Source organism: Vibrio sp. 10N.222.55.B11, assembly GCF_041473705.1.
Classification (GTDB): domain Bacteria; phylum Pseudomonadota; class Gammaproteobacteria; order Enterobacterales; family Vibrionaceae; genus Vibrio; species Vibrio crassostreae_C.
Genome location: NZ_JBFRST010000004.1, coordinates 444,087 through 463,536, shown reverse-complemented (window position 1 = coordinate 463,536; position 19,450 = coordinate 444,087). Strand labels below are relative to the sequence as shown.

Annotated in this window: 19 protein-coding genes and 2 pseudogenes; 16 read left to right on the top strand and 5 right to left on the bottom strand. The window is 42.3% G+C overall.

Annotated elements, in window-relative coordinates; genetic code table 11:
• Positions 1-112: 112 nt before the first annotated feature.
• Both AB4503_RS03270 and AB4503_RS03265 read right to left on the bottom strand, forming a co-directional pair.
• The gene (locus tag AB4503_RS03270; protein ID WP_012604684.1) at positions 113-325 is read right to left on the bottom strand and encodes a VF530 family DNA-binding protein; all 213 of its coding nucleotides are present in this window, start codon (positions 323-325) and stop codon (positions 113-115) included.
• Between the two features lie 39 nt (positions 326-364).
• The gene (locus AB4503_RS03265) at positions 365-1,321 is read right to left on the bottom strand and encodes a LysR substrate-binding domain-containing protein (RefSeq protein ID WP_136973757.1); all 957 of its coding nucleotides are present in this window, start codon (positions 1,319-1,321) and stop codon (positions 365-367) included.
• 103 nt (positions 1,322-1,424) lie between these two features.
• On the opposite strand from AB4503_RS03265, the gene AB4503_RS03260 reads away from it, so the two are divergent.
• Positions 1,425-1,631 (top strand): DUF1127 domain-containing protein, encoded by a 207-nt coding sequence (locus AB4503_RS03260; RefSeq protein WP_017063291.1) that lies wholly within the window; start codon positions 1,425-1,427, stop codon positions 1,629-1,631.
• A 130-nt stretch (positions 1,632-1,761) separates the two neighbouring features.
• Here the strand turns inward: AB4503_RS03260 and AB4503_RS03255 are convergent.
• Positions 1,762-2,667: pseudogene (locus AB4503_RS03255) on the bottom strand (LysR substrate-binding domain-containing protein).
• An 812-nt stretch (positions 2,668-3,479) separates the two neighbouring features.
• Between AB4503_RS03255 and AB4503_RS03250 the strand changes: the two are divergent.
• Genes AB4503_RS03250 through AB4503_RS03240 form a run of 3 tightly spaced genes read left to right on the top strand, consistent with a single transcriptional unit; the run spans position 3,480 to position 5,937 of the window.
• Positions 3,480-3,974, top strand: coding sequence for a TadE family protein (locus AB4503_RS03250; RefSeq protein WP_017063294.1), 495 nt, complete (start codon positions 3,480-3,482; stop codon positions 3,972-3,974).
• 11 nt (positions 3,975-3,985) lie between these two features.
• Positions 3,986-4,543, top strand: a complete 558-nt coding sequence (locus AB4503_RS03245; protein ID WP_017063295.1) for a TadE/TadG family type IV pilus assembly protein — start codon at positions 3,986-3,988, stop codon at positions 4,541-4,543.
• An 11-nt stretch (positions 4,544-4,554) separates the two neighbouring features.
• A complete protein-coding gene (locus AB4503_RS03240; RefSeq protein ID WP_017063296.1) occupies positions 4,555-5,937 on the top strand; it encodes a VWA domain-containing protein in 1,383 nt (460 codons plus the stop codon).
• Between the two features lie 173 nt (positions 5,938-6,110).
• Here the strand turns inward: AB4503_RS03240 and AB4503_RS03235 are convergent, their stop codons facing one another.
• Both AB4503_RS03235 and AB4503_RS03230 read right to left on the bottom strand, forming a co-directional pair.
• A complete protein-coding gene (locus AB4503_RS03235; protein WP_017068215.1) occupies positions 6,111-7,799 on the bottom strand; it encodes an AMP-binding protein in 1,689 nt (562 codons plus the stop codon).
• 93 nt (positions 7,800-7,892) lie between these two features.
• Complete coding sequence (locus tag AB4503_RS03230) at positions 7,893-8,636, bottom strand: helix-turn-helix domain-containing protein (RefSeq protein WP_372113601.1); 744 nt, start codon at positions 8,634-8,636, stop codon at positions 7,893-7,895.
• A gap of 193 nt (positions 8,637-8,829) precedes the next feature.
• Between AB4503_RS03230 and AB4503_RS03225 the strand changes: the two genes are divergently transcribed.
• The 12 genes and pseudogenes from AB4503_RS03225 to AB4503_RS03170 all read left to right on the top strand — a co-directional run bounded on the left by AB4503_RS03225 (position 8,830) and on the right by AB4503_RS03170 (position 19,450).
• Complete coding sequence (locus tag AB4503_RS03225) at positions 8,830-9,018, top strand: Flp family type IVb pilin (protein WP_017063299.1); 189 nt, start codon at positions 8,830-8,832, stop codon at positions 9,016-9,018.
• Between the two features lie 162 nt (positions 9,019-9,180).
• A complete protein-coding gene (locus AB4503_RS03220; RefSeq protein ID WP_017063301.1) occupies positions 9,181-9,711 on the top strand; it encodes a prepilin peptidase in 531 nt (176 codons plus the stop codon).
• A 34-nt stretch (positions 9,712-9,745) separates the two neighbouring features.
• Positions 9,746-11,095 carry an AAA family ATPase gene (locus tag AB4503_RS03215; protein WP_136979391.1) on the top strand — a complete coding sequence of 450 codons (1,350 nt, stop codon included), beginning with the start codon at positions 9,746-9,748 and terminating at the stop codon, positions 11,093-11,095.
• Positions 11,088-11,837 (top strand): Flp pilus assembly protein CpaB, encoded by a 750-nt coding sequence (gene cpaB / locus AB4503_RS03210; protein WP_017063303.1) that lies wholly within the window; start codon positions 11,088-11,090, stop codon positions 11,835-11,837. Before AB4503_RS03215 ends, cpaB begins: the two co-directional genes overlap by 8 nt.
• An 8-nt stretch (positions 11,838-11,845) precedes the next feature.
• A complete protein-coding gene (locus AB4503_RS03205; protein ID WP_372113599.1) occupies positions 11,846-13,303 on the top strand; it encodes a type II and III secretion system protein family protein in 1,458 nt (485 codons plus the stop codon).
• On the top strand, positions 13,293-13,562 hold the full coding sequence (locus AB4503_RS03200; protein WP_017063305.1) for a hypothetical protein: 270 nt from the start codon (positions 13,293-13,295) through the stop codon (positions 13,560-13,562). The genes AB4503_RS03205 and AB4503_RS03200 overlap by 11 nt, the downstream gene beginning before the upstream one ends.
• A gap of 14 nt (positions 13,563-13,576) precedes the next feature.
• Entirely contained in the window at positions 13,577-14,842 is a 1,266-nt protein-coding gene (locus tag AB4503_RS03195; protein WP_017070364.1) for a Tad domain-containing protein, read from the top strand.
• A gap of 2 nt (positions 14,843-14,844) precedes the next feature.
• On the top strand, positions 14,845-15,273 hold the full coding sequence (locus AB4503_RS03190; protein WP_017063307.1) for a TadE/TadG family type IV pilus assembly protein: 429 nt from the start codon (positions 14,845-14,847) through the stop codon (positions 15,271-15,273).
• Positions 15,273-15,773, top strand: a complete 501-nt coding sequence (locus AB4503_RS03185; RefSeq protein ID WP_136979395.1) for a TadE/TadG family type IV pilus assembly protein — start codon at positions 15,273-15,275, stop codon at positions 15,771-15,773. The genes AB4503_RS03190 and AB4503_RS03185 overlap by 1 nt, the downstream gene beginning before the upstream one ends.
• Before the next feature lies 1 nt (position 15,774).
• Positions 15,775-16,989, top strand: a complete 1,215-nt coding sequence (locus tag AB4503_RS03180; protein WP_136979397.1) for an AAA family ATPase — start codon at positions 15,775-15,777, stop codon at positions 16,987-16,989.
• Positions 16,990-17,163: 174 nt separating this feature from the next.
• Positions 17,164-18,474, top strand: a pseudogene (locus AB4503_RS03175) (CpaF family protein); the annotation flags it as partial.
• Positions 18,475-18,484: 10 nt separating this feature from the next.
• Positions 18,485-19,450: a type II secretion system F family protein gene (locus tag AB4503_RS03170; protein WP_372113597.1), complete on the top strand. Its 966-nt coding sequence runs from the start codon at positions 18,485-18,487 to the stop codon at positions 19,448-19,450.

Genomic DNA, 19,450 nt, shown 5'->3' with positions numbered 1-19,450 from the left:
TGCGAGATGCGAGATGCGAGATGTGAGATGTGATATTGATATGGCCCCTAAAAAGTAGACACAGGGGTTGTCCCGTATTTAATCAACACGGGACAGATAAAGTAGGGAGAGATTAACGCTTTAAGTCGATGTAAATCTGCTCTACCTTGGTACGAGCCCAATCTGTTTTACGCAAAAATTTTAAGCTCGATTTAATGCTCGGGTCTTTTTTAAAGCAGTTGATGTTCACCATGTAACTCAACTCTTCCCAACCGTAATGTTCAACTAATTCAGTCAGTAGCTTCTGTAGAGTGATACCGTGAAGTGGATTATTGTCTTGTGTCATGAGATTTACCCGTCATTTATTTGCTCTCAGTATATCAGCTTAGCCATCAGAGTTTCCCGACCATTTCAATGAGAAGTCGGTATCGACGATATTGAGCATTTCCCTTCCTTTGTTACCAAACTCACTGACCTGCGTTTCTATCCATTTGGAGAAGCGTTGAATCTTATCGCGATGAAAGTATCCCGGTGGCGCACATAAAAAATAGTTGTATTTTGGTCTTAGCGCTGTATGACCAATTCTAACTAGCTTCCCTTCTTGCAGGTATCGATACACCAAGCTGTGTTTGACTAAAGCGACTCCTTGAACAGAGAGTGCCCCTTCTAGTACAAAGTGAGAGCCATCAAACTGCAACGTGGTGTGACCGCCTTCAACGCCTACTTCATTAAGCCATATTGACCAATCCATGTCTGGCCATCGGTCTTCAATTAGCTCGGCTTTGTGCAGGTCCTCGACACTGTATATTCCATACTTCTCCTGATAGAGCGGATGGCAAACAGGATATAACACTTCATCCATTAGCCAGCGCGACTCTAGATTTGGGTAGTTACCGTGCCCATAGCGTATACAGATATCGATACTCGAATCCTCAAAGGTGATCAGCTTATTGGTCGGTTCAATCAACATAGAAAGATCTGGGTGTCTCTCTCTGAAATCCCCAATCCTTGGCACCAACCAATGCTGGGCAAAAGATGGAACGGTCGAGATCGACAGCTGAGTGGGATTTGGGTCCTGGTTTATTTGTCTGACCCCATCTTGAATATGGGCAAAGCCTTTCTTCGCTTGTAGGTACAGTACTTCGCCTTCATGAGTTAATACTATTTTTCGGTGTTGGCGAATAAACAGATCTGCGCCTAACCACTCTTCAAGTTGGCGAATTTGTTGGCTGACTGCTGCGGCTGTGACAAATAGCTTTTCTGCTGCCAGCTTAAAACTGCCTGTTTCAGCTGCCGTATAAAAATAGTAGATCCCTTGGAATGGTGGGGTTCGTTCTCTCACATTAGTTTTCCTTAACTGAATGCCAGTATCTATCGTTTGTCGACGTTGCTCTGCTGGTTGATTATTGACCACAACAAAGCAAAAGATCAACAGGAGAAAGGCTATGAATACGATCACAGCAACAGCAAATACCAACCATTCATTTTTGTCATCATTATCAATTAAGAAATTCTATTCTAAATTAAGCCTGTACTTTCAAAATCGTAGAACCAGAAAGCAACTGTCTGAGCTACCCGATTATTTACTTAGAGATATCGGGATTACGTCGGAACAAGTCGAGAAAGAACTGAAGAAGTCATTTTGGGAGTGATTCAAGGCAACGTAGCTTTTAACTCGACGTTGCTTTAACTCAACATAGTTTTGTCGGTGTCGGCAGGTTTACGTTACCGTTCTATGTTGAGTTAAGTTTATAGTTTATATAAAGAAGTGGGAGATGAGATTTAACTCTCCAATAGCTCGTTTACTTCTTCGTGCAACCAATTGGTGAACGCGGTAATACGCTCTTCTCTCGGGGAGTTAGGATCAAAGCATAGGTTGACTTGAACCCCAGGTGTCATGCCTATATCAAAGGGCTTCACTAGTAAGCCGCGTTCGATGAAGTCACCAGCTAAGCTGTCTGTTGCCAAGCAAACCCCATGTCCCGCCATGACCGTGGTTAGCCCCATATCAAAGGTACCGACTTCCATCCACTGAATGGTGCTGCTTTGAGTCGATATGTTTGCTTGCCTAAACCATTCATCCCACGGGAAACAACCGCTATCAAACTGAATCAGCCAACATTTGAGGAGTTGTTCAGGTGATGTGAAGTTCAAAGAGTTTGCGAGTTTAGGGGAACAAAAAGGGTAAACCGGTTCGTTGATTAGCATCTCAAGAATCAAGCCTTCTTCAACGCATAGATCTTCACCTTGTCGAATAGCCACATCAATTTCGCCATGTTTTAAATTTGGTGTATCACACCCTGTTAGTATCTTAATTGGGATCTCTGGGTGCTTTACCGAGAACTTCCACAGCCTAGGCAGTAACCAACGAGAAGCAAAAGAGGGGGGACTTCTAACAACAAGTAGCCCTTGAATAGGTTCTGATTGGATCTTGTTTAACCCCAGCAGAATATCTTGAAATCCATCAGAGACATGTCTAAAAAGTGTGTGCCCTTCATGCGTCAAAGTCATTGCACGCCCCTTACGAATAAAGAGCTTACATCCAACCTGTTCTTCTAACTGTCGAATCTTCTGGCTGACAGCAGCTTGGCTAACAAGGAGCTCTTCTGCTGCCTTGCTGTAGCTACTCAAGCGAGCTGCGACTTCGAAGTAACGAAGTCAGGAAAGGTGGCGTAGTCTATTATCCATAACGTCTTCTTATAGTTCTTGTTAGAAATGGTTGTTCGCTTATCGAACAGGTTGTTTTCATAATAACGACAGAACGATGGCAAATACAAGAGAGTAATTATGGAAGCATTAATCCGTTGGACAAAATTTATGGGACTAAGTTGTTTAAAAATAATAAGATCAAAGGAGGTAAGGCTAAGGCGAAACAGAATAAGGTTTTATGTGCAGAACATCTGAGTCGTAGGATGAAAGAAGATATAGGGTTAGAGTAAGAGAATAACGATGCTTCTGATTATACTAAATGTTTATAATCATGACTTATGTATCCATTAGCGTGAAGGCTAGTTTCGCTGGTTATATCTCGGCCACAATATTCATTTGTACTCGCTTAATCCAGCCTGACTTTACCCATTAATCATCGAGTACTTATAAAAATCCATTCCTACTAAACTAAATGCTTAGTTTTCAATTTACGTTGTCTTATTTTTGAGACTTTAACTCTGATTTATATAAAAAAAGCGTCATAATGTTTTTTTCCTTTCTTTGTCTAATGGATATAAAACAGACAGTTATTTTTGGGATTAATAAATGAAAATTAAATTACTATGTTTTATTAGAACCTTTAATTTTATATAAGCAATTGAATTAAATTAAATTAAACAAAAAACAGTTTGAATCCACCTCCGTATTAATAGTGTTGAAATTGATTAATTGAATGCTGCTTGAATAACTCATTTATCAATTCTATATCTGTAATGTTGAGTCTTTCTATATCTCCTAGGATTCTATTGGGCTAGATAGGATGAATAGAAAGACGAAAGGGTGGGGGCTGTATGAAATTTATTTCAAGAGGTTCAGAAGGTAACCGCTATCGAAGCGGTCTAAAATCCAAAATAAAAGGTATCGCTATTATCGAATTTACGATTGTGGTGAGCCTGTTTTTTGCGCTTTTTTTAACGGTTGTTGACCTTGGTATTTATGGGTTCGTTAAACTGACCATGCAACACTCGGCAAGGGAGGGGGCAAGATATGCCATTACAGGTCGTTCTGACTTGGATCCTGACTCATCGAGTGATCGCGAAGCGGCTATCTTGGAAAAAATCTCTCAATCGTCGAGCGGTTTACTCGATAAAGTGATGGATGTTCAGAATATACGTGTTGAAGATGTCTATGGTAATGCAATCACCGGCTTTGGCGGTTCTGGAGACATTATTTCTATTCATCTTGATTGTGAGTGGCCATCTGTAAATCCCTATATGTATGTTTTGCTCGATGATGGAAAATTCAAATTTACCGTCAGCGCAGCGATGAAAAACGAAGCTTTTTAGGGAGGGACTGGATGTTTCCTTTTAAATTGAAAAAAGCCGCTCAGAAAGGTTTTGCAGCAATCGAAATGACGTTGATAGCGCCTTTATTTATGCTACTGATCGTGGCGGCTGTCGACATAACACATCTCATTCAAGCTAACCACGTTATTATCAGTATCAGTCGAGAAGGTGGAAACATTATCTCGCGAAGTAACACTGATACCCCACAAGAAGTCATGGACATCATAGCGACAACATCAGGCACTTTGGATTTAACGCAAGACGGCGTTATTTACATTACTGAGTTGGTCGGTCAAGAAGATGCTTCTCCATACATTAAAAGTCAGTATCGATGGAACCAGCACGGGTTAAGTAAAAACAGTGCTATTTGGGCGAGCTGCAGCAATTGGGCCAATGATGGAGAGTGCTCGGATGTGGATGCTGATGATCCTCCTGTTGTTAACAACTTAGCGGTTGCACTTGATGATGGAGAGATTGTGTACAGCGTTGAAGTCTTTTACGACTACTCGCCTATTTTTAGTCGAGTGTTTGATGATGAATACATTCTGAGCGACACAACATATATGTAAGGGAGGTCGATATGGATAAGGGAACCCCAATCAAATATCGTTACAGTCGTGGGTTAGTGGCTTTGATGTCAATTATTGCGCTGCCTTTTATACTCTTAGTTGTTGGTCTTTCTGTTGATGCTGGTCGAGCTTATATTGTTAAGTCGAAATTATTTGCCGCGGTCGATGCAGCCAGCATTGCGGCTGCAAGGGCGGTCGCTAATGGCGAAGATGCTGGACGGGCAGCTGCTCAAAAATATTTTGCAGCTAATATCCCCGCAGACTTCTATTCAGCCACTCCTAGCTTAGGCGCAGTCAATTTCGCTAATGATTCGTTTGGTAATATCTCTATCGATATCTCAGCAACAGCGCAAGTGCCCACTGTCTTTTTGCCATTGATAGGGCTAGACACGTTTAACCCTGGTGTATCCGCACAGTCGATCCGCCGCCCTGTAGATTTAGTGTTAGTGATTGATAACACAACATCTTTGAGGTTAGGGAGTATCGGCGACGTGACTCAAGATGTCATCGATAGGTCTAAGTCATTCGTTGAGAATTTTCATGAAGGTTTTGATCGTATCTCGTTGGTGAAATTTGCGTTTGGGGCAGAGGTACCTGTTGGGTTCACATCGACTCGAGGACACAGTCGAAGCACTATCAAATCTGAAATTGATAGCTTTAACTTTGGTAGTACCTCGAACGCACAATATACCAATGCATCGGAAGGGATGTATCGAGCTCTGAATGAACTGAGAACGGTGACTGATCCGGCAAATTTGAAAGTGATCGTGTTCTTTACCGATGGAGCACCAAACACCTTTGCAACCACGTTTGATTTTGAGGACGGGGATTCACATACGGGCGCTATTCGATCAAGCGATGGTTCCAGTGGTACGCCGAGAGGGCTTTGGAGGCATGACTCGATAGCCACCACTTTATCTGGTGGCTATGAGGGAAATGATATTGATGACCATATCAGTGAGATGCCCCAGTACTACACGACTCATGATTCAAGCGCCACCGAGTTCAACATTCTAAATCCGTCTCATGCGTTGCGTCCAGTCGCGCAATATGATCCAGATAGTCATTCAGCGAATGATTTGTATACCCGTGTAAATCGGGTTGCGCGTAATCTCGTCGAAGATATTGCGGAAAAAGCCAGAACGGAAGATATTTATGTATTTACGTTAGGGTTAGGTTCATCTCTAACATCAGCGACAGGACCTGATAGCGAGTTTGGTGAAGACTTATTGCTACGGATGGCGAATTCTAGTGCGCTATTAGATGATCCTGATCTTAGTGCGGATTATGACCCTGCTCAGCTTGAAGGAGTGTATTGTCATGCCATCGATGAAGAGGCGCTAGGTCCTTGTTTTGATGAGATGTTAGACGTAATTATCAGGTTAACCTTGTAATAGTTGTCTGCGGGTCGGTTTACTTGCAATAAGGCTGTCAGTAGAAAAACGGTCAATAGGAAGAAAGGCCAACAGAAAGTGGGTCATATAAAAAGAGGGAGCTCTCAAGCTCCCTCTTAGTGCTAGTTTCAGTTTAGTAGCACTCTTTATTCAGTGTTAGGTGGAAGTCATGGTTATTCTTCCCAAACCACCAATTTATCTTTCGGCCAGTTATGACCAACTTCATGGTATTTCTGCTCAAGGATATGTCGCTTGATTTTGAGAGTCGGGGTTAACACGCCATTCTCAATGCTCCATGGTTCCTTAATCATCAATACACCTTTGATCTTCTCATGTGAACCGAGCTGCTCGTTCATTTTCTCGATAACGCGCTTTGTCGTTTTCTCATAGCGAGCTCTATCGAAATTAGGGAAGTCATGCGGTACCACAAGTAGGATTGGGCCTGGTAGGCCAAGCCCTATCAAACACATCATTTCTACGCGGCTGTACTCAAACAGTTTGTTTTCGATTGGTACAGGGGCAACAAACTTACCTTTAGCTGTTTTAAAGGTATCTTTCTTACGCCCACGAATCGTTAGGTAACCTTCACTATCGATATCACCGATATCACCGGTATGAAGCCAACCATCCGAGTTAAAAGACTCTTGGGTTGCAATATCATTCTTGTAGTAACCAGAGAATAAGCCTTTGCCTCGAACTAGAATCTCTTCATCTTCAGCTATTTTGAGTTCGATCCCTGGACCTGCATTACCAACCGTACCAATTTTATCGGCTCTGAATGGGTAGTTGAGCGTGCTGTAGGCGAAAGACTCTGTCATGCCCCATGCCTCGGTAATGTGCAGGCCAACACTCTCATACCATGCGAGTAGAGCGGGTGATACAGGTGCAGAACCACAGCCGAGAACACGAGCTTGGTCTAACCCTAAGCCATCAGCAAGCTTCTTCTTAATGATGTTGTTGATAAACGGAATCTTCAATAAGAAGTTCAGTTTCTTCTGTGGCAATTTGTCTTGGATTCGCTGCTGGAACAGAGTCCATAAGCGAGGAACTGAAATAAACAGTGTAGGGCGATGCATTTTCACATCATCAATAAAGGTGTCTAAAGATTCTGGGAAAGCCGTAACCACGCCCCCCATTACTGAAGAACCAAAGATGTAAACGCGTTCTGTAATATGAGCAAGCGGTAGGTAAGAAAACAGGCGATCGCCAGGTTGGATCCCAATATGGTCAATCAACCTTTGAACAGACCAAGTAAACGCACCGTACGTGAGCATTGCGCCTTTTGGTAACCCTGATGTACCCGATGTATAAACAAGTGACATAAGCTTATCGTCGTGATGCTGAGGGCGTTTGGTTGATCGTTCATGTGTATCAATGAGCTGTTCGAAAGTGTGTTGGCACTTCGCTGCACTGTCGTATGGTAGTGAAATACTCACTAAGCTCGGATTGTCATCAAGTACTTTTTGAGTGGCTTTAGGATCGTCAAGCTTACCCGCAATCACAATTTTACTTTCACTGTGTTCAATACAGTACTGAATGGTGTCTGCACCCGCTGTAGGAAAGATTGGGACGCTGACAAAATCTCCTAACATCATGGCAAGATCGCAGATGAACCATTCTGCACAGTTTTTCGATACGAGAGCGACTCGATCGCCAGGTTGGGCTCCGAGTCCTTCTAATGCTGACGCCAATTTCAGTGCTTTGTCTGCTACTTCTTTATAAGTAAATTCGACAAATTGGCGATTAATAATCTGTTTCAAATAGACTTCATCTGGGCGTTCTTCTGCCCATTTTAAAATCATGTCATTGGGTGTAGGGAGAGCTGTTGCTTGTTCTTGGCTAAACTCGTTAGGCTGAATCATTGTCTAACTCCATGTTTTTCGCTAAGTTATTTTTGGTTATTTTTGTTAAAATCATGTTAAATGTACCATGATTTTTTCTTTTAGGGAGTAAAATTAGCGTTTTCTGTTATCTGTGCAGGCACGTCTATAGCTTGCAGGGGTTACGCCCGTCCTTTTCTTAAAAATTCTTGAAAAATACGACACATCCTTGTAGCCACATTGATAAGAAATTACAGCTATTTTTGATTCGGTATCGGCTTCGATTAACTTCTTGGCTAACAGGATTCGTTTATCGCACACAAAGTCTCTAAAGCTTACTCCAAAGTGTAGATGAAACTTCTTAGAAAAGTAGGTTGCTGAGCAGTGACATTTTTCAGCTATGTCTGTTTCTCTTATTTCCTTGTTAATGTTATCCATAACAAAGTTAACAACTTCAGAAGTAAACTGTTTTGTCGGTTCTTGGTTATTGTTATTCATGTCTCGATCGAGGTCGAAATGTGCTTCAAAGATGTGTTGGGTTTTATGCTTTAGTTCTTCGAATGAACTGGTCAGATGATGACTGATTGTTTCAATTACGAAGAATACATTCTTATGATTTCGAACGTTATTAGGTATCTGATCTGTACAAATAATAACAATTCGCTTGTTCAAGTTTTCACAAATAGATAGTGCCATTTTAAGTAGTTGAAGTTCATCCGTTTTATTCAATATAAAAAATACTAACCTTACATCTAAGTGGCTGATTATAGATATGTCCTGTTTATGGTTTTTTATGAGAAAGTAACGACTTATTTTATTGATGATGATTGAATTAAAGTCGCTATCTATATCTGACAGTAAAGGTGTAATTATATTCATAGTTATTAAACCGGTATCATACTTAAATAAGCAGTAAGAGAAGTATTGATGAATGTGTTTATTTAAATAGATTAGAAGTGCGACAAAAAAGTGCAAGTAAATGGCAAGAAAATCCTAACCGAATATATGGTTCGGCTCTAGATTTAGTTTACAGGTAAATAAAACCTGATACGTAAATCAAGGAGAGATTCTTATGAGTAACTTATTGAAAAACATTAAAGAATTCATGAATGATGAAGAAGGTCTGACGGTCATAGAATATGTGATCGGTGCTGCTATGCTCGTTTTAGGATTGACAACTATATTTAGTGGAATAGGTAGTGCGTTATCAACGAAACTAAGCGCGATTGTTGGTGCGATTAGTACGACGACAGCACCATAGAAACTATGAATATTAAGAGAATAAAAAAGCAGAAAGGACTAACCATTGTCGAATACATTATCGGTGCGGCTTTGCTTGTTTTTCTCGCTTGGGCAATATTCTCTGGTATAGCTGTATCCTTGTTCAGTAAATTTCAATTAATTGTGTCAGGTATATGAATGAATGATAAGTGAATCTCTAGTTTTTTGGGTGCTATTGGTTGTGGTATCAGTATTTGATGTGAAAGAAAATCGAATACCGAATAAGGTTCTGATTTTATTTGTATTGTTGTACTTTATTATTGCGATTAATAGTGGATTAACTTGGGGTTCACTTGGCACTTCTTTGGTTGGGGCGGCTGTTTTTTTCTCTTCGGGACTTATTTTATATTTCTTGAGAGCAATGTCTGCTGGCGATGTGAAATTTTTGGGGGTGATAGGGCTATATGTTGGATGGGGTAACCTACTCGATATTACTTATTATATTATCATTTCCGCGGGAATAATTGCTGTGTTTTACTTACTTTATAACCGTGCGAACAGCGAGTCTCTAACGGTAAAAGGTTATTTTGAAGAGAAACTAATGTTAGTTAGTGGAATGTCAACCAGCACAAAAACTGTGTCAACGGTTCATTCTAGGTATTCAAATAAGGTGACGATGCCTTTCGCACCTTCAGTTGTTATAGGCTTAGCGATGTATAGCTATTTTACGTAATTTAAATTGAAATTCGATGTGTTGGAGAGAACATATGGATATTAGAGGGATACCGTCCCCGAGTAATTTAAAGCCTCAAATATCAGCTCCTTTGGTTCCGACTTCCATTGAATCGCTTGGTATACCTGAAGTTGTGATTGAAAACTTATTACTTAAACACTTATCCGCTTACCCTAAGTCTGATGTGTTGGAGCTTTCTAACCATTTGTGTGTGGTTACCCATATTGTTGAGAATGGACTTGCGGTACTTAGAAAGAAATCATTCATTGAAGTCTTTCAACCAACTTCAGCTTTATCTTTAGACTCCTCTTCACACAGTCATGTTCGCTACTCCTTATCAGAAAAGGGCATAGAAGAAGCAGATCTCGCTTTTACTCGAGATGCTTATTTAGGCCCGGTTCCCGTTTCACTTGCTCAATACAGTGACATTGTAAAACAACAAGACTTGCGAGCGGAATTGGTGACCAGACCACATGTTGAAGCGGCTCTTAGTGATGTTTACGGCGTAGACAAAATGATCTCCGTGCTAGGCCCGGCAATTAACTCGGGACGAGCTCTGCTTTTGTATGGGCATGCCGGTACAGGTAAAACATTTGTTGCGACACGCATAGTTAATGCATTACACACTTCAGTTTTTATCCCTTATGCAGTCTATGCCTTCGGTAACATTATTAAGGTTTTCTCTACGCAACACCATAAACCGCTTGATCGCAACGGCAGTGAAACATTGGTTTCTCTTAAGGATCAGTACGACAAGCGTTGGCTCAATTGTGAGAGACCGAATATTCAGGTGGGCGGAGAGCTAACCATGGATATGCTTGAAGTTAATCATTCAGAGAACAGCCGAGTGTGGTTGGCACCGTTACAAATGATGGCGAATAACGGAATTCTGGTGATTGATGACCTCGGGCGTCAGCCAATGCCAGTCGATAACCTGCTCAATCGATGGATTGTTCCAATGGAATATTACTTCGATCATCTTTCGTTGCCGAATGGTCAGCAAGTGACAATGCCATTTGTGTTGACCCTCGCTTTCTCTACTAACTTAAATCCGGAGAAGATCAGTGATCCGGCATTTTTGCGTCGCTTGGGTTATAAAATCGAATTCAAGCCTCTTAATCTGCGTGACTATGAATCCTTGTGGATGAATGTTGTGGCAGAGAAAGAGCTAGAACTTCAAAGCGGTTTCTTTGAGCGCTTATCTCAAATGCACACGCTTTACAAAGTGCCTCTTTTCCCTTGCTTACCTAAAGATCTCGCTGGTATTAGCAAAGATATCCTTTCATTTGAGCAGCTCCCGCCCGTTATTACTTTCGATATTCTTTCCATGGCATGGGAAGTCTACTTTACCTCTGATGGACACGAGGAAGAAAATAATGAATAAGAGTCAGGTATTCCTATTGTTTTTACTGTCCGTAGTATTCGGCTTAGCGGCTGTATTTTTTGCTAAGCAATGGATGGACAACCAAGTTCAACCGACGATAGAAGTCGAAGAAGTTGAACGTCACCCGGTTGTAGTGGCCTCTCAAGAAATTGAAGCTGGAACCATAATTGAAGAGCAGTATTTAACGACGAAGTTGATGGAAGTTGATTGGATCAATGAAAACAACTATTCGGATAAATCTGAGCTGATTGGTCAGGTTGTCGCTAATACCATTTATGCCGGAGAGGTGCTTCACAAGCTGCGTTTCACCGTTCCTGGTGAAGGCTCCACACTTGCGGCTTTGATTCCTGAAAATAAACGAGCGGTAACAATTCGAGTCGATGACGTTATCGGTGTAGCTGGGTTTCTATTACCCGGGAACAAGGTCGATATTCTCAATACCGTTTCCTACGGTAAAAACTCTGCGGCCACTCGAACTGTGTTGAAAGACATTAAAGTGCTCGCGGTAGACCAGACCGCCAGAACCAAAGAAAACAGCCCCATTATTGTTCGTGCGGTAACACTTGAGGTGACCCCCAAAGATGCAGAAAAGCTTCTGACGGCTAAGAGCAAAGGCAGTATTCAGCTTACCTTAAGAAATCCTCATGAAGTTGAGAAGAAAGTCGTTCGTCGATACGTGCCTAGACCAAGCGTGACCATTATCAAGGGTACGGAAACATCCAGTGTGCGCGTCAAGGATTGAGGTGAGATATGAGAATAATATTAGCGTGTGTTTTGAGCCTGCTTTGTTTTTCGAACGTAAGTTTTGCTGCATTGCAAACCGGAAAAACAGTCACGGTTCCGCATCATAAATCGACGCATGTCGTGTTATCAGGTAAAGCGAGCAAGGTTTCACTTGGCGACCCTGATGTTTTGGACATCGTGATTTTGAAATCTAACGAAGTGTTTTTGATTGGTAACAAGTTAGGTGCAACCAACTTGATGGCTTGGGATTCTCGAGGCCAGTTGATTGAGTCTATTAATATCGAGGTGACTCATGATCTTAATAGCCTGAAATCCAAGCTGTATGAGTTTCTTCCTGACGAGACTATCGAGGTACATAGCGCTCAGAATCGCTTGCTGTTGAGTGGGCAAATCAGTAATCAACAGAAGATGAATGTCGCTATGAGAATTGCTGAAACCTACGCCGCAGGGCAGGCTGCAGATGATTCTAAAGAGAGTGGTAGTGAGCAAGCTGCTGCAACTGGTGTTATCAACTTAATGTCTATCGGTGGCGCCCAACAGGTGATGTTAGAGGTAACTGTCGCCGAGGTTCAGCGGAGTTTAGTGAGAAAGTTCGATGCTAATTTCCACTTCTTCCAAACCAGTGGTTCCAACTTTTCGTGGGGAGCTTCATCTGTTCCTGCTGGTGTACTGGGTGCAACACCAATCTTCGATATTCCTACCTCAACTGATTACGGGATTCTAGGGTCTTTCATCGATAGTAATACCTTATTTACCTTTGCATTGGATGTCGCCAAGCAAAATGGTGTCGCGAAGGTATTAGCAGAGCCGAATTTAACTGCATTGAGTGGCTCTAAGGCCGAGTTTCTAGCGGGTGGTGAATTTCCAATTCCAGTTCCGGATGATGATGGGATTACCATTGAATACAAAGAATACGGGGTAGGGCTGAAATTTATACCGACCGTACTCAGTGATAAAAAGATCAACCTGAACTTAGCGGTTGATGTAAGTGAAATTGCGAACAGCAGTTCATTGACTATCGACCCCGGCTCGACCAACGCGACTTACTTTATTCCACCAATTACACGTCGAAGCGCCTCTTCTACGCTTGAGCTTGCAGATGGACAAACCATCGGTATTGCAGGGCTACTGAGCGAGAACGTGCGTGATATCAGCAACAAAATGCCGGGTATTGGTGATGTGCCGATCCTAGGCCAGCTTTTCAATAGTCAAGAATACGTATCGGGAGAAACAGAGCTTGTCATTCTTGTTACTCCTCGACTCGCTAAACCAGTGGACAGAAGTCAAGTCACACTACCAACTGATGCCTTTGTTGCCCCTAATGACCTGGAATATTACTTGTTAGGTAAAAGCGCTTACATTGCTGAGCCTTCTGACTCTGAAGACAAGAATAATTCAAGTTCCGCTAAAGACATCGCGCCAACTGATGGTGGTAGCGAAGGTTCATTTGGTCATGATTTATAAGGAGATAGATATGATTAGAACAATGATGGTCTTTCTCGCACTGGTATTAGTCGGTTGTGCGAATGACGCGCCTTTGGGGCAGTCGGTTGCTAAGCTGAAAATGGAGCAAACGTACAACCCGAATGCAACTCAAGAGAACTTGCAGGTTTTACCTGATGGTACCGGGGAGCGCATGCAGGCTGGTTACGACAGTTACGTGGGTAAAGGCGATGAAGATCTTTCAGAGAGCAATAGTCAGGTCTTACAGAGCTTTAATTAGTTTGGAGGTACTTTATGTTGTATCAAGTATCAAGAAAACCTAAAAAACAGGGCGGATTGGTTGTCATATTTGTGACTATAGCGTTGCTTGTCTTCCTTGCTGTGTCAGCGTTAGCCGTGGATATCAACCATATGCTAGTGAATAAAACGCGCTTACAGAATGCGGTTGACTCAGCGGCGTTAGCGGCAGCGACTATTTTGGATAACAGTAAAGATCAAACCGCGGTATCTGCAGAAGTTACATCAACATTGAATGCTATGGCGGGGGCTTCTGGTAATCATGAATTTGATTTCTCAACTGCAGTGGTTAGCGTTGAATACTCTAACGACCCTCAAAGCTTTGCGGGGACCCCTACGTTTGGTGCTGATGATGATGTATATGTTCGAGTTAATGTCAGCTCATTAGATATGGATGAATTCTTTATTCAGATGTTTGGTTTAGCAAAAAGCGTATCGGCAACAGCGGTCGCAGGACCAAGCTCAGGACTGCAAGTTGTGAATAATATTGTACCCATTGGAGTGTGTACTGGTGACGGGACTTCAGATAACGATATTAACGAAGATGGTTATGATGATGCTACCGGTGAGGCAATTACCAATGTCTTTGGTTATGAGGTAGGTACAGTTCATGCTCTAAAAGTGGGCGATAAAAAACTGTCTCAAATGGGAAATGGTAATTATCACCTACTGGACTTTGGATCTGGAGGTAGCACGGTAAAAGAAGCCTTGGCTGGTTACTATGATTACTCTGTCGCTATTGGCGATAGTGTTACTACCAAGCCTGGGGGAACGGTTGGGCCTACAGCTGATGGTTTAAATACTCGTTTTGGTGATTATGGTGGCGGCTTATCAAGTTCAGATTACCCATCTGATTATGTAACGACTGAGCCCAGTTCTGAAATTAAGATAGACAGTAAAACGGGTGATATTGATTTTGATGGCTCTTATACCTATTCCCAATATGAGGCTGACACCAACGCATGTATAGCAAGTATGGGCTCTGGTTGTGTGTCTGGTGGTACAGCATGGCGACGTATTCTTCCTATTCCTATGGTCGATTGCTCAGGTAAAAGTGGTGGAGTAACCAGTTTTACCGTTCAGAAAATAGGGTGCTTCTTCTTATTACAAAAGGCGCCAACTAACAATTCCGGTACTCCTGCAGTATTTGGTGAATTCATACATTCTTGTAGTGTTGCTGGCGGTTCTGGTGGGGCTGAGTCATCAACTGAAGGTCCTTACAAAATTGTTTTGTATAAAGACCCAGATGGAGGAGGCTCTTAGTTATGGATAACAACTTTAAAAAACAACAGGGCCTCGCTGCAATTGAAATGTTGATTGCGACACCAGTATTACTGTTTTTCTTGGTGTTGGTTCTTGAACTGGGAAACATCCTAATTCACTACAATGTCATCTCAAAATCGGTTCAAAACGGAGCTCGTTATGCTGTAAGTGAGGTGTATGGAACAAAGGGTGGGACATTAGCTCCTACTGCGGAAATTCAAAATATTGTGGTTTACGGTAAGAACACTGTAGGTACGGCGATACTTTCTAGCCTTGCAACTTCTGATGTAGTTGTCACTCCTCCTTCAGCAGACAGTTATGTGAGAGTAACGGTTAATTACGACTATGTTCCTCACTTTTTATCGATTCCATTTTCATCTGAAAGCTTATCTGTTCCCTTAAGTGTGTCGTCTGTTATGAGGGTTTTCTGATGAAACCAATCAACAAGCACAACGGCTTAGCCATTATCGAGTTTACGATAGTTTCTTGGTTGGTTTTCTTGCTGATTTTTCTGATTTTGGCTTTGGGGGCTTATGTATTCTCACTCCAGATTGTTAACGAGGCGACGAGAAAAGCGGCAAGGCTAGCGACCGTTTGTTACGTCTTAGACCGCGATAACATTGCGGGGATTGTTGTAGAAGACATTCCACTACTGGGGTTTAGCGATAGCAACTTGGAGGTGGCGTATTTGGATGCTGCTGGCTCTGAAATTGCCTCTGATTTCGAAACCAATTTTAGTGCGATTAAGTTTGTACGAGCAAGAGCGACAGGCTATGGCATTCAGCTGATCAGCAACCTCAGCTTTTTAGGGACAAATGGGTTTCTTGCGGCACCTGCGTTTGAGACGATTTTGCCCGCTGAGAATTTAGGTGTAATCAAAGCCAATACAAATACTAGGACAAGATGTCCGGAACAAATACAGGGTGGGTAATATGGGCGAAGCAATTGATATTTTACCGAATGAAGACGATGCGATTCGCCTTAAAACCAACTTGAATGTATGGCTTATCTATAGCAATGAAAACTTTCATGCTCATATGAGGCAGCAATTGAAACGTTGTCGAAATATTCATATCGACTCTTTTTCATTATTAGGCATGACCGAAGAATATGTGAGAAGCATAGATACTCCCGACCTTATCTTTGTCGAAGCGAGTGGTGGTTGGGCTCAGAAAATGGTCGATCTGCAAAGCTATAATCTGCAGTTGGAAGAGCATGATTTATCTTTGGTTGTATTCGGTGATGAGAATGACAATGGATCATTAAAAATAGCGCTAAGACTGGGTGCTTCTGATTTCCTATCTCATGACATTTCTATTTCTGGTCTCTTACCGTTACTCAAGAAAACCGCAGCGGAAAAAATTGAAAACTCTAGCTACGGGGAGGTGTTCCTGTTTATTAACACCAAAGGTGGAATGGGGGCGACAACCTTAGCGCTAAACACGGCCGTTGAAATAGCAAGTTACCATCCGAATGAGGTGCTTTTACTTGATATAGACCTTCAATTTGGAGTTATTCCTGAATATTTGAATATCACCCCCGCCTACAGTATTTCTGATGCTATCGACAGCTCAAATGACCTGGACGAGATGTCTTTGGGAAGCTTAGTGAACAAGCATGCTTCAGGATTACACGTTCTAAGCTTCAAACATGAAAATAATGCGGATGATTATGAACATGCTCAAAAGATTGGGAGATTGTTGCCCGTATTACGTCGCTTCTATCGCTACATTGTTATCGATTTCTCTCGAGGGTTAGATCATATCTTCGCATCGGCTATCTCCCCTGCGACTAAGGTGTTACTCGTTACTCAACAAACCTTAGTGTCGGTCAAAAACAGTAACCGTTTAGTCAGAACTCTGAAATTTGAGTACGGGTTACAACAAGACGCAATCGAGATCATCGTGAATCGTTATGAGAAACGACAAACCATTAAGTTATCAGACATAGAACAAACCGTTGGGAAGCATGATATCCATTTAATGCCTAACGATTTTAAGGTCGCATTGGAGAGTGCCAATTTAGGTCAGCCATTGGTTGAGTCAAAAAAGAAGAGTTCGATTACACGCTCGATCATCGATTTGTCTCATATCCTTTCTCCTCCAGAGCAAGAAGAGAAAAGTTGGCTCAAAAAGATATTTTCATAGGTTGTTTGTTCTAAGCATAGATGAGGGATCGTTATGTTCTTTAAACGAAAAAATATAAATCCGGAGTTTGAAAAAAAAGTAGAACAGTTTTCGCAACAAGAGAGCGAGAATATTGCTGCCTTTCCTCAAGGAGCCGTTAGTGATTCTGTTGTTCTTAAAGGGCTAGATGCCAGCGAAGAACAAGAAAAATCGGTTAATGAAGCAAAAAAAGTCTTAGAACAAGAGTTATCAATTAAGCATTATTTTCATAAACAGCTCTTAGAGACACTTGACCTTGGTCTGCTTTCAAGCCTTGATAAAGAGCGCGCTAAAGTTGACCTTCATGAAGCGATTGTTCAGCTAATGGCAGACGATCAAAGCCATGCTCTGAGTGCGGAAGGCCGGAAAAGAGTGATCAAACAAATCGAAGATGAAGTGTTTGGTTTGGGGCCTTTAGAGCCATTGCTAGCCGATAAAACCGTATCTGATATTTTGGTTAATGGGCCTAAAAATGTGTTCGTTGAGCGAGGTGGTAAGTTAGAAAAGACCCCTTATACGTTTTTGGATGACCGACATCTTAGAAACATCATTGACCGTATTGTTAGCCAAGTGGGACGTCGAATTGATGAAGCCTCTCCTATGGTGGATGCACGATTGGCCGATGGCTCTCGGGTAAATGCAATTATCCCACCTCTTGCCTTAGATGGCCCATCGGTATCCATACGACGCTTTGCGGTAGACAGCCTAACTATGGACAACTTGCTGGAATATAAGTCAGCCTCTCCGCAAATGGCGAAATTTGTCGAAGCGGCCGTTAAAGGTGAGCTCAATATATTAATTTCAGGCGGTACGGGGTCAGGGAAAACCACGACGCTTAATATCTTTTCTGGTTTCATCCCACGAGATCAACGAATCATCACAATAGAAGATTCCGCAGAGCTTCAACTCCAGCAACCCCACGTTATTCGTCTTGAAACTCGTCCGGCAAACCTTGAAGGAAAAGGTGAGATAAGTCAGCGAGAGCTAGTGAAAAACACGTTACGTATGCGACCTGACCGTATCGTTGTCGGGGAGGTGCGTGGTAGTGAAGCGGTCGATATGTTGGCTGCGATGAATACCGGGCATGACGGTTCCCTTGCAACCATTCACGCCAACACCCCTCGTGATGCACTAAGCCGTGTAGAGAACATGTTTTCGATGGCGGGCTGGAACATTTCTACCAAAAATCTCAGAGCGCAGATTGCTTCTGCTATCCATCTAGTAGTTCAGATGGAAAGGCAAGAAGATGGTAAGCGCCGTATGGTTAGTATCCAAGAGATCAATGGTATGGAAGGAGAGGTCATCACTATGTCTGAGATCTTCCACTTTCAGCGTCAAGGCATCGATGAGCATGGCAATATTTTAGGTTATTACACCGCAACCGGTGTAGTGCCTCAGTCTCATGACCAATTGGTTAAGCGTGGTCTTGATCTACCTTTTGAGCTCTTTACTGAATCACATAGCTGAGGAACGGATTATGGATAACGTAACTGTCTCGCTGGTCCTATTGTTTGTTGCGGTGTTGTTTATTTCGCAAGCCTTGTTATTGCCAGCAGCCGGGAAAAAAGCCAAACACAAAGAGTTATCTCGCCGTCTAAAAGAGACACAAAGAAATATTGATGAAGAGAGCTTGTCGCTCTTAAAAGAGCACTACAACAAAGAGCTATCACCGCTCGACCGAAAATTAATTGTGATTCCTTTCTTTGCCGACCTAAAACGTATGCTGGAATTAGCGGGTCTCCACCTTACGTTAAGTCGCTTTTTGTTCATCGTATTTTTGTGCGGAACCTTATTGGCTTTAATGGCTTTAGTGTTTAATCAAGTGTGGTTCATTTGTGTAGCCGCTTTCGTCTTCGCTTGGGTTGTCGCTTATCTGTTTGTCCAAAATAGAGTGACATACAGGATGGCTCGATTCGAAGAGCAGCTGCCAGAGGCTCTGGATATTATTCGAAGAGCCTTACAAGCGGGGCAGCCATTGGTTCAGTCTTTCAATGAGGTGGGTGAAGAGATGCCTGAGCCGATCGGTGTTGAGTTTAAGAACACCTATAACCTGCTTAATTATGGCTACGACTTGAGGCTCGCGATCATGCAAATGACAGAGCGAGCACCGACCGTTTCGATGTTGGCTTTCTCAAGTGCCGTCATGTTGCAGAAAGAGACAGGGGGGAGCCTCTCTGAGAATCTGCAAAAAGTATCTGAGGTATTAAGAGCCCGCTTTAAACTCGAAAGAAAGATCAAAACCCTCTCAGCTGAGAGTCGCCTTTCTGCTTGGATACTGACCCTTTCTCCGTTTGCCCTGTTTTTCGGTCTTAAATTCGTAAACCCTGAATACATTGAGCCTTTGTACAGTGACCCTAGAGGAATATCGATGGTCAGTATTGGAGTGATCTTGTTGGCGATTGGGGCATTGTGGATAAGAAAAATAATAAATATCGAGATATAA